Source organism: Pseudomonas sp. NPDC088368 (assembly GCF_044753445.1).
GTDB lineage: Bacteria > Pseudomonadota > Gammaproteobacteria > Pseudomonadales > Pseudomonadaceae > Aquipseudomonas > Aquipseudomonas bambusae.
Genome location: NZ_JBIVNG010000014.1, coordinates 175,135 through 189,553 on the forward strand (window position 1 = coordinate 175,135; position 14,419 = coordinate 189,553).

Annotated in this window: 11 protein-coding genes; 5 read left to right on the forward strand and 6 right to left on the reverse strand. The window is 62.1% G+C overall.

Going from position 1 to position 14,419, the window contains the following annotated elements:
• Positions 1 to 33: 33 nt before the first annotated feature.
• Positions 34 to 3,795, reverse strand: coding sequence for an Ig-like domain-containing protein (locus ACIQAL_RS27475; protein WP_401150952.1), 3,762 nt, complete (start codon positions 3,793 to 3,795; stop codon positions 34 to 36).
• A gap of 151 nt (positions 3,796 to 3,946) precedes the next feature.
• Entirely contained in the window at positions 3,947 to 4,831 is an 885-nt protein-coding gene (locus ACIQAL_RS27480; protein ID WP_401150954.1) for a LysR substrate-binding domain-containing protein, read from the reverse strand.
• Positions 4,832 to 4,990: 159 nt separating this feature from the next.
• Here ACIQAL_RS27480 and ACIQAL_RS27485 point away from each other — a divergent pair, with 159 nt between their 5' ends.
• A complete protein-coding gene (locus ACIQAL_RS27485) occupies positions 4,991 to 8,017 on the forward strand; it encodes an FAD-binding and (Fe-S)-binding domain-containing protein (RefSeq protein ID WP_401150957.1) in 3,027 nt (1,008 codons plus the stop codon).
• Positions 8,018 to 8,083: 66 nt separating this feature from the next.
• Here the strand turns inward: ACIQAL_RS27485 and ACIQAL_RS27490 are convergent, their stop codons facing one another.
• Complete coding sequence (locus tag ACIQAL_RS27490) at positions 8,084 to 8,833, reverse strand: SDR family NAD(P)-dependent oxidoreductase (protein ID WP_401150960.1); 750 nt, start codon at positions 8,831 to 8,833, stop codon at positions 8,084 to 8,086.
• A 118-nt stretch (positions 8,834 to 8,951) separates the two neighbouring features.
• Complete coding sequence (locus ACIQAL_RS27495; RefSeq protein WP_401150962.1) at positions 8,952 to 9,569, reverse strand: TetR/AcrR family transcriptional regulator; 618 nt, start codon at positions 9,567 to 9,569, stop codon at positions 8,952 to 8,954.
• Between the two features lie 117 nt (positions 9,570 to 9,686).
• On the opposite strand from ACIQAL_RS27495, the gene ACIQAL_RS27500 reads away from it, so the two are divergent.
• Positions 9,687 to 10,664, forward strand: a complete 978-nt coding sequence (locus tag ACIQAL_RS27500; protein ID WP_401150964.1) for a zinc-dependent alcohol dehydrogenase family protein — start codon at positions 9,687 to 9,689, stop codon at positions 10,662 to 10,664.
• A gap of 30 nt (positions 10,665 to 10,694) precedes the next feature.
• A complete protein-coding gene (locus ACIQAL_RS27505) occupies positions 10,695 to 11,615 on the forward strand; it encodes a LysR family transcriptional regulator (protein ID WP_401150966.1) in 921 nt (306 codons plus the stop codon).
• Here the strand turns inward: ACIQAL_RS27505 and ACIQAL_RS27510 are convergent.
• On the reverse strand, positions 11,599 to 12,243 hold the full coding sequence (locus tag ACIQAL_RS27510) for a TetR/AcrR family transcriptional regulator (RefSeq protein WP_401150968.1): 645 nt from the start codon (positions 12,241 to 12,243) through the stop codon (positions 11,599 to 11,601). The genes ACIQAL_RS27505 and ACIQAL_RS27510 overlap by 17 nt on opposite strands.
• A 102-nt stretch (positions 12,244 to 12,345) precedes the next feature.
• On the opposite strand from ACIQAL_RS27510, the gene ACIQAL_RS27515 reads away from it, so the two are divergent.
• Positions 12,346 to 12,675, forward strand: coding sequence for a YciI family protein (locus ACIQAL_RS27515; RefSeq protein WP_401150970.1), 330 nt, complete (start codon positions 12,346 to 12,348; stop codon positions 12,673 to 12,675).
• 8 nt (positions 12,676 to 12,683) lie between these two features.
• On the opposite strand, the gene ACIQAL_RS27520 is transcribed toward ACIQAL_RS27515, so the two are convergent.
• Positions 12,684 to 13,448 (reverse strand): response regulator transcription factor, encoded by a 765-nt coding sequence (locus tag ACIQAL_RS27520; protein ID WP_401150973.1) that lies wholly within the window; start codon positions 13,446 to 13,448, stop codon positions 12,684 to 12,686.
• Between the two features lie 107 nt (positions 13,449 to 13,555).
• On the opposite strand from ACIQAL_RS27520, the gene ACIQAL_RS27525 reads away from it, so the two are divergent.
• Positions 13,556 to 14,374 carry a carbon-nitrogen hydrolase family protein gene (locus tag ACIQAL_RS27525; protein WP_401150976.1) on the forward strand — a complete coding sequence of 273 codons (819 nt, stop codon included), beginning with the start codon at positions 13,556 to 13,558 and terminating at the stop codon, positions 14,372 to 14,374.
• The last annotated feature ends 45 nt before the right edge of the window (positions 14,375 to 14,419 follow it).

Genomic DNA, 14,419 nt, shown 5'->3' on the forward strand with positions numbered 1-14,419 from the left:
GGCGGCCGAACCGATGCGCTCATCCGGAGGGTGTTACACGATGAAGTCCCAGTTCGCCGCCTGGACCACGTGCTGATTCATCTCTGCCCCCTGCACGAAGTTGTCGGCTACCTGTGCGAGCGTCATGCCATGGTTCATGGCGTCGGCCCAGTAAGCGAGGCCGGCTGAATCACTCTGACGTCCGTAGATCCCCTGATAAAGCGCTTCCAGGTCATGGGACGCCGTGCCGTTGAACGCATTGGCGCCGCCTTTCAAGCCTTCGCTTGAGTTGATCAGCGACACCGCGATGTCTCCCATGCTCACACCGTTCTTGGCCTCGACAGCCCAGTAGTCGAACCCTTTGTAATCGGCCTGACGCCCGAGCACGGATTGGTACAAGCCTGACAACTGCGTTTGTGCCGCGGTCGTCTGAACCACCAGACTTGCATCGCTGAACGTCAGCGTCTCGGCGTTGATCACCACCGCGTGGGCATCCGGCTGCGCTTTGGACGTCACGAGCGTGTAGCCCTCATGGTTTTCTACCACGTAGTCGGATTGGGCGCCGTTGAACGTCACGGTGTCACTGCCTTGGCCGCCGTGCAGAATCGACGTGCTGCCCCCGCTCGGGACACTGCTGGAAAAGCCGAAACTCAAGGTGTCGTTGCCGCCACCCGAGAAGACCGAGCCGGGTGTGGCGGACGACACGATGAAGTGCTGCGCGGCCGCATCCCCTGTGAGGATCTGACCCGACGTGTTGCCCGTGACATTAGCCGCGCCGACGATGGCGGCAAAGTCCACCCCATTCAACACCAGCGAACTGCCGCTGCTCACCTGCGATGCATCGATCACCAACGCGGTGTGTTGACTGTCGGTGCTGGTGCCGGTCAGGGTCAGCGCACCTGTGGGCGAAGTCTGGCCGGTGACCGGGGTCACCGTTTCCACCAGCAGCGGCGCCGAGCTGGCCAGTGTCTTCAGGAAGGTCACGCCATTGCCGGTGAGATGATCCTGATCGCCCACCGTATGGCCCGGTGTCGCTGCCAAAATCGCTTGAACCAGATGATCGTTCGACGTCCCGGCAGGCTGACTGACCCCGCCGGTCGCGGTGAGGCCAAAACCGGTCGTGAGCTGTGCCAGCAACAGTGTGCCGTTGCTGTTTACCACCAAGGGGATGTCGGCGGTCACGGCATTGCCCGAAGATTCGATACGGCTTGAATCGACAACCGGCACGACCACCTGTGTACCGCTGCCGCCGCCGGACAAGGTGACGGTTTGCTGAGTGACCGTCACGCCATCGACCGACGAAGAGGTGGTCGGCGGCGCAGGAGGCGCTGGTGGGGTTTCGATGGTCAGGGCCAGGGCCGCGCTGTCGGTCGAGACGTTGCCTGCCACATCGGAGGCCCGAGCGGTCAATGAGTGGTTGCCCACGGTCAGTGTCGTGCTGGTGATCGTCCAGTTCCCGAGACCATCAGCCACCACGGAGCCCAGCGAGGTAACGCCGTCTGTGTCGTACAGCGTGACGGTTGCGTTGGCGGTGGCCGTGCCGCTGATGACCGGACGGGCCACGTTGGTGATGCCGTCGCCCAGGGTACCGCTGTCGCTCGCGGTGGTCAGCGAAGGCGTGAACGGTGCGGCAGGAACGGTGGTGTTGATGGACACTGTTAGCCCGTCGCTGGCACGGGACACGTTGCCGGACAGGTCTGTCTGTTTGAAGGTGAGCGTGTGACTGCCCTGGACAAGTGTGCTGGTGACGATGCTCCAGTGTCCGGTGCCGTCGGCCGTCGTGGTGCCCAACAGCGTCGTGCCGTCAGTGTCGTACAGTTTGACCTTGGCGTTGGCTTCGACCTGTCCGGTGATCGTCGGCGTGAGGTTATTGGTGATGCCGTCACCGAGTGTGCCGCTGTCACTGCTGGCGGCCAGGGTTGGCGCGGAGGGTTTCGCGGGGGCTGTGGTGTCGATGGTCACGGCCTTGGCGTTGCTGGCCGCAGACTCGTTACCGGCAGCGTCAGTTTGTTTGGCGGTCAGGGTGTGAGCGCCTTCGCCGAGCGTGCTGCTGGTGATGCTCCAGTTGCCCGAACCGTTGGCGGTCGTCGTGCCAAGAAGTGTCGTGCCGTCCGTGTCGTACAACCTGACGGTGGCGTTCGCTTCGCCGGTGCCGGTGAACACCGGCGTGGTGTTGCTGGTAATGGCGTCGCTGCTGGAAGCGCCGGTATCTGTACCGGCGGTCATGGCGGGCGTGGACGGCGCGGAGGGTGTGGTGTGGTCCAGCGTGAATGTCTGACCTGCGGTGTAGCCGCTGAGAATCGCGTTCGAGCCGCCGTCCTGGATGCCGGTGCCGCTGCTTTTCAGATCGAGACGAAGCGTGCCGTCGCCACTCAGGCTATCGACCGTGAGGTTATAAGTGGTGCCGGAGCCGGAAATCCCGGTGATGCTGCCCGTTGCGGTGCCCGATGAGGTCAAGGTGAAGTCAGAGGTGTCCACGCCAGTGACAGCCTGGCTGAACGTCACGGTGTAATCCAGCGTGTTGGCCGAGCCGGGCAAGGTCGCGCTTGCACCTCCGGCGCGAACGATGGAGCTGACCTCAGGCCCGTTGACCACGTTGATGGTGAATATCTGGTACGCCTGGTTGCTCGCTGCGTCCGTGCCGTTCAGATAGAGGTGATAGGTGCCTGCCGCCAGGTTTTGAGCGGCGACAAGGTTGTTCCCGGAAATCGTGAACTTCCCGTTGTCGGCATCAATGACCCCGTTGCCTACGCTGAAACCATAGGTCACCGATGTCAGGTCGCTGGACGAGAGCGTCGCCACTGTCGAACCGTTGGTGGCGCTGGTCTGATTCACCTGAGTGGTGCTGAGGGCCATGTGTATCGGCCCAATGGTATCGAGGGTGTAGTCGAACCCGGCAGAAGCGACCGAGACGTTACCCGCCACATCGGTCTGTTTCGCCGTGAGCGTATGCGCCCCTTCGGTCAGCGCGCTGCTATTTATACTCCAGGCCCCGCCACCGTTGGCCACCGCCGAGCCGAGTACGGTGGTCCCGTTAGTGTCGTACAACGTCACCGTGGCATTGGCTTCGGCCTGCCCCTTCACGGTGGGCGTTGCTGAGTTGGTAATGCCGTCCCCCAGTGTGCCGCTGTCGCTGCCCGCATTCAGCGCCAGGCCGGTCGGGGCGGCAGCCGAGGTGTCGATGGTCACCGACAGGCCGGTGCTGAGCGGCGATATTGCGCTGCTTGCATCGGTTTGGGTCACCTTCAACGTATGGTTGCCGTCTCCCAGCGTGCTGCTGGTGATCGCCCAGGCGCCCGAGCCGTTTGCTGTCGTGGTGCCCAGCAGGGTCGTGCCATTGGTGTCGTAGAGTTTGACCGTGGCGTTGGCGTCTGCTGTGCCGGTTAGCGTTGGCGTAGCGACGTTGGTAATGCCGTCGCCTATGTTGCCGCTGTCACTGCTGCTTGCCAGAGCAGGCGTCGGCGGAGCGGCAGGTCCGGGTCTACTCATGGCCACGGTCGTGGTATGAGTGAAGCTTGCCGCATCGGCGCCATCCGTACCCTGAATGACAGACACGTCATTGCCTCCCGTCGGGTCGGTGTAGGTGAAGTCAATGACGTCGCCCGGCGTGAACGCTGAGCCTGAGACGCTGACCTGGACGGTTTTGGCCGCGCTGTCGACCGTCACTCCGCTGACGGTAACGGGGGTGCCATTGACTTGCACACCAAATGCACCAATAAGAGGAGGATTGGCCGCGTCCAGAGGCACATCGAAATGCAGTGTGAAGTAATGCTCGCTGGTGTAGGCATCAGCGCTTGAATAGGTAGGTTGAGACATTCCTTCGGCCCTCAAGACTAGAGAGTGGTAACGGTTCTGATTTTTTTACGACCGTTTACACTGTCTCGGCTTGTCCTGAAGGTTCTTTAAGGCCTCGCATCGGCGGGGAAATGTCTTTGTTCGGCTGCTGTTCAGCCGCGCTGTCGGACGCTCAAATCTGCTCCAGCAACCACCCCCGAAATGCCTGCAACGACGGCAGCATTTCATTGCGCGGCGGGTAGGTCAGGTAATAGCTGCGCTGGCTGGGGAAGGGCAGGTCGAGGGTGATCAGTTCGGCGCTGGCGATTTCGTCGGTGACCAGAATCCGGGGCACCAGGCCGATGCCGATGCCTGCCTTGACCGCCTGAATCAGATGCGAGGTCAGTTCGAAACTCGGCCCCAGGCGCATCATGCGGTGGGGCAGGTGATGGTGGCTGAACCAGTCGCCCCAGACGTTGGGGTTGTTGGCGACGTTGAGCAGCATCTGGCTGGCGATCTGTTCCGGCGTCCATGCCGCTTGGGCGTTCGCCACCTGCGGGGCGATGACCACCACCAGTTCCTCCGCGTGCAGGCGATGGCTGATCAGGCCTGGCAGGCCGGTGTGGCCGACGACGATGGAGGCGTCGATGCCACTGGTGTCGAAGTCCACGGCGTCGATGCGCGAATTGATGTGCACTAGCATGCCGGGGTGATTCGTGTAGAAGTCGTGCAGGCGCGGCAGCAGCCATTTCGAACCGAAAGTTGGAAGCGTGGCCAGACGCAGACTGCCGCCGCCGGATTGATAAGCGATGGCCTGTAAGGTGGCGCTGCGGATGCGACCGAGGGCGTCGCTCATTTCCCGCTGATACAGGCGTCCAACGTCGGTCAGTTGCACCTGTCGGCCTTCGCGGCGGAACAGCGTCAGGCCCAGTTGCTGCTCCAATGCCTGGACTTGACGACTGACCGCGCTTTGGGTCAACGACAGCTCGACCGCCGCGCGGGTGTAGCTTTCATGCCGGGCAGCGGCTTCGAATGCCAGCAGCAAGGACATGGACGGCGTGAGATGGCGGTAATTCATTCAGAAAAGTCATCGATAGCGGCAGGAATATCTGTTTGTTTCGCGCTGAAGCCTGCGGGATCATTGGCGCCCATAACGACCCGAGGCTGACCGATTAATGCTCGGGCGACAAGTGTTTTGCTGTTTTCCGTGATCAGACCGACAAGAGGCCATCCCACGATGATCGCCCAACTCTCGCCCGCATTGCCTGCGAGCCAGTACCCCGAATTTCTCGACGCCCTGCGCGCCAGCGGCTTCCGTGGTGAACTCAGCGCCGACTACGCCACCCGCACGGTGCTAGCGACCGACAACTCGATCTATCAGCGATTGCCCCAGGCGGCGGTCTTTCCGAAAGACGCCGAGGATGTCGCGCGCATCGCCACGCTGATGGCCGAACCGCGCTTTCGTCAGATCAAGCTCACGCCCCGTGGCGGTGGCACCGGCACCAACGGCCAATCATTGACCGACGGCATCGTCGTCGATTTGTCCCGGCACATGAACACCATTCTGGAAATCAACGTTGAAGAACGTTGGGTTCGCGTGCAGGCCGGTGTGGTCAAGGACCAGCTCAACGCCGCGCTCAAGCCACATGGGCTGTTCTTCGCGCCTGAGCTGTCGACTTCAAATCGCGCCACGGTTGGCGGCATGATCAACACCGACGCCAGCGGGCAGGGCAGCTGCACCTACGGCAAGACCCGCGACCACGTGCTGGAACTGCACAGCGTGCTGCTCGGCGGCGAACGCCTGCACAGCCATCCGATCTCCGATGACGAACTGGAAACCGCCTGCGCCCAGTCCGGCCGCATCGGCGAGGTCTATCGCACGGCGCGGCAGATTCAGGAAACCCAGGCTGACCTGATCGAGTCGATCTTCCCCAAACTCAACCGCTGCCTGACCGGCTACGACCTCGCGCACCTGCGGGACGAGGCCGGGCGCTTCAACCTCAACAGCGTGCTGTGCGGCGCCGAAGGTTCGCTGGGCTATGTGGTCGAGGCCAAGCTCAACGTGCTGCCGATCCCGAATTACTCGGTACTGGTGAACGTGCGCTACAGCAGCTTCATGGACGCCCTGCGTGACGCCAATGCGCTGCTGGCGCATAAGCCGCTGTCCATCGAGACCGTGGACTCCAAGGTGCTGATGCTGGCGATGAAAGACATCGTCTGGCACAGCGTCGCCGAGTATTTCCCGGCCGATGCGGACCGTCCGACCCTGGGCATCAACCTGGTGGAATTCAGCGGCGATGACGTGGACGAGGTCAATGGCCGGGTCGCGGCATTCATCGAACACTTGCAGGCCGACACCACCATCGAACGCCTCGGCCATACCCTGTCCGAAGGCGCGGCGGCGGTGAACAAGGTCTACACCATGCGCAAGCGTTCGGTGGGCTTGCTGGGCAACGTCGAGGGCGAGATTCGTCCGCAGCCATTCGTGGAAGACACCGCCGTGCCGCCGGAAAAACTGGCGGACTACATCGCCGAATTCCGCGCGCTGCTGGACGGCCACGGCCTGGCCTACGGGATGTTCGGCCACGTCGATGCGGGGGTGCTGCACGTGCGCCCGGCGCTGGACATGAAAGATCCCGCACAAGCCGCGCTGGTCAAGCCGATTTCCGACGCTGTCGCCGCGCTGACCCAACGCTACGGCGGCCTGCTGTGGGGCGAACACGGCAAGGGTCTGCGCTCCGAATACGTGCCGGCATTCTTTGGCGAACTGTACCCCGCACTGCAATCGCTCAAGGGCGCGTTCGACCCGCACAACCAGCTCAACCCCGGCAAGATCTGCACGCCGCCGGATGCCCCGGAAGGTCTGCTCAAGGTCAACGAAGTCACCCTGCGCGGTGACCTCGACCGGCAGATTGACGAGCGCGTCTGGCAGAGCTTCGGCACTGCCGTGCACTGCAACGGTAACGGCGCCTGCTACAACTTCGACCCGAACGACGCCATGTGCCCGTCGTGGAAAGCCACCCGCGAGCGTCAGCATTCGCCGAAAGGTCGGGCGTCGCTGATTCGTGAATGGCTGCGCTTGCAAGGTGCGGCGAACATTGACGTGCTGGAAGCGGCGAAAGGCAAAGCCAACTGGATCAAAGGCCTGCCCGCGCGCCTGAGCAACAACCTCAAGCGCTCCCGAGGGCAGGCGGATTTCTCCCATGAAGTCTACGACGCCATGGCTGGGTGCCTGGCCTGTAAATCCTGCGCCGGACAGTGCCCGATCAAGGTCAACGTGCCGGAATTCCGCTCGCGTTTCCTGGAGCTGTACCACGGACGTTATCAGCGTCCGCTGCGGGATTACCTGATCGGCTCGCTGGAATTCACCATCCCGTACCTGGCCCACGCACCGGGGCTGTACAACGCCGTAATGGGTTCGAAATGGGTGAGCGGCCTGCTCGAACGCCACGTCGGCATGCTCGACAGCCCGTTGATCCATCGCTACAACCTGCAAAGCACGCTGACCCGCTGCAATGTCGCAGTCGCCAGCGTGCCGGCCCTGCGTGAACTGAGCGACGAGCAGCGTCAGCGCAGCGTCGTGCTGGTGCAGGATGCGTTCACCCGTTACTTCGAAACCCCGCTGCTGGCGTCGCTCATTCAACTGGTGCATCAACTGGGCTACCGCGTGTTCCTCGCGCCGTACAGCGCCAACGGCAAGCCGTTGCACGTACAAGGTTTCCTCGGCGCCTTCGCCAAGGCCGCCGTGCGCAACGCTACCCAACTCAAGGCGCTGGCCGATTGCGGCGTGCCGCTGGTGGGGCTGGACCCGGCGATGACCCTCGTTTATCGCCAGGAATACCAGAAAGTGCCAGGCCTCGAAGGCAGCCCCTCCGTGCTCCTGCCGCAAGAATGGCTGATGGACGCGTTGCCGGAATCCGCCGCACAGCCATCAGCGGACACCTTCCGCTTGATGGCCCACTGCACCGAGAAAACCAACGTCCCGGCCAGCACTTCGCAATGGGAAAAAGTCTTCGGGCGCATAGGCCTGAAACTGGTCACCGAAGCCACCGGTTGCTGCGGCATGTCCGGCACCTACGGCCACGAAGCGCGCAACCAAGGCACGTCGAAGACCATCTTCGAACAGTCCTGGGCGACCAAACTGGACAAGCCGGGTGAGGCACTGGCGACGGGTTATTCGTGCCGAAGCCAGGTCAAGCGTCAGGCGGACCGGGAGCTGCGCCACCCGCTGGAGGTGGTGCTGGAGCGGTTGTTGGCGAAATGATGAGTGCATTGAGGGCGTGAGCTGCTCGCGCCATTGATGCTGCTCGTTGCCGACCGTCTGGGGGCTTTATGCGTTGTAGCCGCCGTCCGCGTCGATGATGCTGCCGGTGATGTACGACGCAGCGGGGCTGGCCAGGAACAGAATCGGCGCGACCACTTCTCGCAACTCACCGTAACGGGGGAAGCACAGTCGCGAAATGAACGGTGCCAAGGCATCCCGCATATGGGCGTTGAGGTCGGTCTTCATGAACCCGGCGTGCACCACGTTCACCGTGATGTCTCGTTCGGCCAGGTCTCGCGCCACGCCTCGGGCGTAGCCGTCTATCGCCGCCCTGAGCGCTGACAGATCCGACGCCCCTGCGAACCCGACCCGCGTGCCGAGATTCGAACCGATCATCACGATCCGGCCAGCGTCGCTGATGACTTTTGAGGCCGCGCGAACGGTGGCCATGAAACCGGTCAGGTTGGTCGCCCAGAAACGGTCGAAGGCTGCGGCGTTGCGCTCGTGGTCATCAACGGTCCCGACTTCATCGATGGAGGCGTTATTGATCAGAATGTCGAGACGGCCGAACCTCGCCATGACGTGATCGATCAATTGTTCGGCCGCCGTCACATTGGCCTGATCCGCCCTGAACGCTTCGCCTTGCACCCCCTGTGCCTTGATCCGGGCGACCACCTCCTGCGCCTTTTCTTGCGAGTTGGCGTAGCTGATGGCGACGTGGGCGCCTTGCTCCGCCAGGGCCTTGGCCGTTTCGGCGCCCAGACCGCGTGAGCCGCCCGTCACCAGTGCCACTTTCCCGCTCAATGTCTTCGTCATACTCGATCCCGCGATAGTTGAATGCATGCGCACGGTTGCGCTCGATCCAGCCTATCGGCGGGGCCCCGGCTTGATAATGGCTCGCGCTCCGATAAGCGTTATCGCGCTGGGGAATAAATCAATCCGCGACATCGCTCGGCGGGGCGGTGCGCAGATGGGCGGCCATGGCTTTCAGGCTGTCGCGTGTCGCGGCGAGAATCTGTTCTGAGCGTTGAGGGTCAGTGCGCTTGGTCGCCCGCGCCAAGGCAACGCTGCCGACCATGCTGCTCATGAAGAACAGCGCAATGCGGCGGGCGTCCTCGGGGGCGATATCTCCGACCAGCGTCTCCTCCAGCAGAGCCGTCATGTCGTCGAACCCGAGGGTGAAGATCTGTTGGGTGCCAGCGTCCTGACTCTTGATTTCACAGGTGTAGGCCGACATCGGGCAGCCGTCGGCGACGTTGTCGACATGCTCGGCGGACACGTAAGCGTCGATGAGGGTGCTCAAGTCGTCAGCGCCCGAGCCCTTCATCGCGACCCACTCATCGTGGCACCGGTCCAGCGATTGCTGACAGGCTGCCTGGGCCAACAGGCTCTTGGATTTGAAATGGCGGTAGAAGCCACCTTGAGTCAACCCGGCTTCCTCGCTGATCTGGGCGACCCCAGTGGCGGCAAAGCCTTGCGCTTGAAATAGCCGGGACGCAGCGGTCACCAACGCCTCACGATTCAAACCGGTTTGTGCTCTTGAGACTTTCACGCAGGCTTCCTGTGGGTATTTTTGAAAGTGATCACATTCAATAGCTAATATTGCGAGTGATCACTATCATAAATGCCGCTCGGCGATTCCCCCAACCTTCTTCTCAGGACATCTCACATGAAAGCGATCCAGATCACAGCTTACGGCGATCCCCTGTCGGGTCTCGAATGGGTCGACATGCCTGAGCCCGCCGCGCCGGGGGCCGGGGAAGTCTTGATCGGGGTCGAGTACGCTCCGGTCAACCACAATGACCTGCTGCTGTTCGGGGGGAAATTTCCGGTGCATCCGCCATTGCCCAGCGTGGTGGGTAACGAAGGCGTGGGCATCGTCCTTGCGGTGGGATCGGGCGTCGATCAGGTGAAGGTGGGCGACCGCGTCACGCCACCGCTGTACAGTTTCACCTGGCGTGAACGCATGGTCATTCCCGCCGAAGGGCTGTTTGCGCTACCCGTGGAGGTGGACCTTCAACAGTTGGCCATGTTGCGCATCAATCCCCCAACCGCCGCGTTGTTGCTGAGTGAATTCGTCGATCTCCAGCCGGGCGACTGGGTGGTGCAGAACTGCGCGAATTCCGGCGTTGGCAGGGCGGTGATCGCCATCGCCAAGGGCCGTGGTTTGCGCACGGTCAACTTCGTACGTCGCCACGAGCAGGTGGCAGAAGTGCAAGCAGCGGGCGGCGATATCGTGCTGGTGGACGAGGGCGACGCTCCTGAGCGCGTCCAGGATCTGGTCGACGGCGGCAATGTCCGGCTGGCCCTCGACGGCATCAGCGGCACCGCGAGCGCTCGCCTGATCAGTGCGCTCTCCACCGGTGCTTCGTTGGTCAATTACGCGCAGATGAGTGGCGACATGTCGGCGCCTGGTGACTTCCGCCCCCTCATGCGCAAAAGCATCACGCTGCACAATTTCTATCAGGCCAAGCCCGGTTATCGATCGAAGATTCCGGGCATCCTCCAAGAGGCCGTCGAGCTGATCCGCACCGGAAAACTCCACGTCCCGGTCTCGGCGGTGTATCCGCTGGCAGAAGTGAAGCAGGCCATCGAGCACACGCGCCGGGGCGGCAAGGTGTTGCTGGACATCGGCGGGGCACGCTGACGCCTTTCAAAACGGATGAAACGGAGGAACGTGAGCCGGGTGGACAGATTTGCAGCGCTGGAAATGTTTGCGCGAGTGGTGGAACTCGGCAGTTTTTCGAAGACGGCCATCGAGCTGTCGGTCAGTCAGTCGACCGTCAGCAAGCAGATGAGCGATCTGGAGAATCATCTCCAGATTCGACTGCTATCGCGCACCACTCGACGGCTGTCTTTGACCGAGGCAGGGGAGGCGTTTTATGCCGACGCCAAATCGATCCTCAGTCAGTACGCGAGGGCTGTGGGAGATGTCGTCCAGGCCGGACAAACGCCCTCTGGAACCTTGCGGATCGCCACGCCGGTCCTGTTCGGACGTAAGCACCTGACCCCACTGCTGCCGGTTTTTTTCGAGCGCTATCCGGAGATAGTGGTCGAGCATGTCCTTAGCGATTCAACGATGGACCTGGTGCGCGACGGGATCGATCTTTCCATTCACATCGGCGAGTTAAAGGACAGCTCTCACCATGGGCGCAAGCTAGGGATGTTGCAACCGGTGACCGTTGCCTCGCCCGCCTTTCTGAAAGACCGGCCAGCGATCCTGCATCCGCGTGACCTCGTGTCGGTACCGTGTTTGATTGATCTGGGCCAGATTGCGCCGTTCGAGTGGCCGTTCCGGGAGTCGACAGGCGAACCCTGCTTGATCGCAGTGAACGGCCCTTATCGTGTGGATGTTTTCGAGGCGCTCTGCGAGGCCGCGATCGCCGGGCTCGGTGTGCTGCGTGCGCCGCTGTCGGCCTGCGGCGAAGATCTCCGGGCGGGGCGTCTGGTTCGGCTCCTGACCGAGTTCGACCCTGGTTTCGTACCGATCCATGCCGTGATGCCCGCGTCATCGTGGATTCCGCAGAAAACCCGGGTCATGGTGGATTACCTGATCGAGACGTTTCCGCGCAATCCCTGGCTCAGATGCCCGGAGTGATCTTCGGGCTGTCCGGAAACGCTTGCATCGCCACCTGCACGATCTCCAGCAACTGCTCGGGCGTCGCGCCGTCCCTTGCGTGGACCGCAAGGCCTCGGGAGAGCGCGTTCAGATAACCCGCCAACGCTTGCACATTGGTGTCAGCAGGCACATCGCCTTCGTCGATACCGCGCTGGATGCGCTTTTCCATGGCTTGTCGCGCCGCAGTCCGATGCTGAGTCATCATGTCGCGCACCGATTGCAGCGCCGGGGGCACGTGCACCGACGCCACGGAAATCATGCAGCCAGCGGGCAGGTCGTCGCGGGTGAACTCTGACGCCGTGGTTTCCAGAAGGCGGGTGAAGGCCGCTCGCGCATCGGTGTTCTCGTTCAGTATCCCGATGAACCATTCTCCCGATGCGGTCAGATAGGCGTCAGTAGCCTCGGCGTAAAGCTGTTCCTTGCTGCCGAACGCGTTGTAGAAGCTCGACGCGCTGATCCCCATCGCTGTAATCAGGACATCGAAGGACGTGCCCTCGTAGCCCGACTCCCAGAACAGCCTCATCGCCCGCTGTACAGCCGTCGCCCGATCGAATGCAGAAGGGCGTCCACGGCTGCGTTTCTTCGGTTCCGCTATTTTTGGTTCCATCGCTCCAATATTCCTTGACGGGGAGAATTCCGAGGGCCTAGTATTGCATATCGGAGTGATCGCTCCAATAAATAACCATCCCTTATCCCGGAGTTGAAAAACATGATTGACGAAAACGGTCCGCACTACTTTGTCGCCTTCCAGACCCCTGGCCCGAACTGGGTCAAGGGCGTGAAATACAACGAACAACCCGAGTTCATGACTCACGTTGGCTACATGATGCAGCTTCAGGAAAAAGGCTTGACCGTTCTGAGCGGACCGTTCATGGAAAAGGCAGGCGGGCTGAATGGCGTGTTGGCCGATGGCGGCATGACTATCTTCAAGGCTGCAGACCTTGAAGAGGCGACCCGGATCGGTACGGAGGACCCTACCGTCAAGTCCGGCATGTTGAACGTGGAAGTGAAGATGTTCTGGGTGCCATTCCATACCTGAGCCGGGGCTCAGGACGGCAACAACGAAGAAAACAGCTCGGACTGGGTCTTGATTCCGAGCTTGCTGTAGATGTGCCGCCGATGGGTTTTTACGGTGTCCACCGAGATGTCCCGCAGGTCGGCGATGCGCTTGCTGGAGTGCCCGCTGAGCATCAGTTGGCAGATGTCGAATTCCCGTGACGTCAGGGTCGCCTTGAGGTTTTCCAGCCCTTGATGTGACGGCACCCGTGGCGGATGGGGATCGTGCTGGCCGTGAAGCAGGCGCTGGCGAATCAGCGCCTCCATCCACGGTTGAAACAGCGCCAGGTGCGCGACTTCGTCCTGAGTGATCGGCGTGCGCGAGCCGAACGACAGGCACACCAGCTGTCGGTCATCGATGCGGCAGTTGAACTGAATCTCGTCGGCGACCACGTTCAGGTGAAAATAGCGCTGGTAATACTCGGTTTGCTCGAAGCAGTCCGGCGCGACATCCCGCAATTGAAACAGCCCGCTTTGGGCCTGTTCGCAGTTGACCCGGTAGAACGGGTCGATCAGATAAATGCCCCCCAGATAATCCTGAAACAGCGGGTCCGGCCCGCCATCTTCGGCGGGCGACTCGTCGAGCAGGTAGGGGCGCCCGTCCTTGAACAGCAGCGCGACCCAATTATCGAACCGCAGCACGTCGCTGACCCGGCGCACCACCGTCTGCCAGAAATTCGGCTGGTCGATGGCGCCAATCAGGATTCCGAACGTGCGATGCCAGGCGATTTCCTGCAACGTGGGCGACGTGCTCATTGTCACTCCTTGGGATTACCCATGACGTGTGATTACCCCGTGGGCGGCGAGGGCTGATAATACCTGACGACAGGTGGTCGGCGGCGACCGGCATGCAGGAGTGAAAGATGAATGTAGAACTGGCCCAGGTCACGGGGCGTGACGGGGATGTGGCGTACAACCTTGAACGCACGTTAGCGTTGATCGAGGCGTGTGCGGCGGACACCGAATTGCTGGTGTTGCCGGAAACTTACCTCACCGGCTTTCCCACGAAAGACAACGTGGCGCAGATTGCCGAACCCCTCGACGGCCCGACACTGACGCGGGTTCAGCAGGCGGCGACGGCGCGGGGCGTTGCGGTGGCGGTGGGGTTCGCTGAAGTGCATGACGGGCGCTTTTACAACACCACGGTGCTGATCACCCCCGAGCAGGGCATCGCATTGCATTATCGCAAGACCCATTTGTGGTCCGGCGAGCGGGACGTGTTCGACGCCGGTGACCGGCTGTCCACGGTGATGTGGAAGGGTATCCGGGTGGGGTTGTTGATCTGCTACGACATCGAATTTCCCGAGACGGCGCGGGCGCTGGGCCAGCTCGGCGCGCAACTGCTGATCGTCACCAACGGCAATTTCGACCCCTACGGCCCCACGCACCGCACCTGCGTAATGGCGCGGGCACTGGAAAATCAAGCCTTCGCGGTGATGGTCAATCGCGTGGGGCAGGGCGATGACGGGCTGGTGTTCGCCGGTGGCAGCGCGGTGGTCGATCCCTTTGGCGACCTGCTGGTGGAAGCCGGTCGCGACGAAGCGACACTCAGGCTCACCCTCGACCTGAACCTGCTGGACAGGGCCCGCGAACCCTACGTCTACGACCGTCACCAGCGCATGCGACTGAGCGGTGACGTGATCGACAGCGGCGACCGGCGCGATCTGATCATCGGTTCATGATCCCTGACGGCCACGCCATTCCTTCCGGAGAACACCACTGACCTG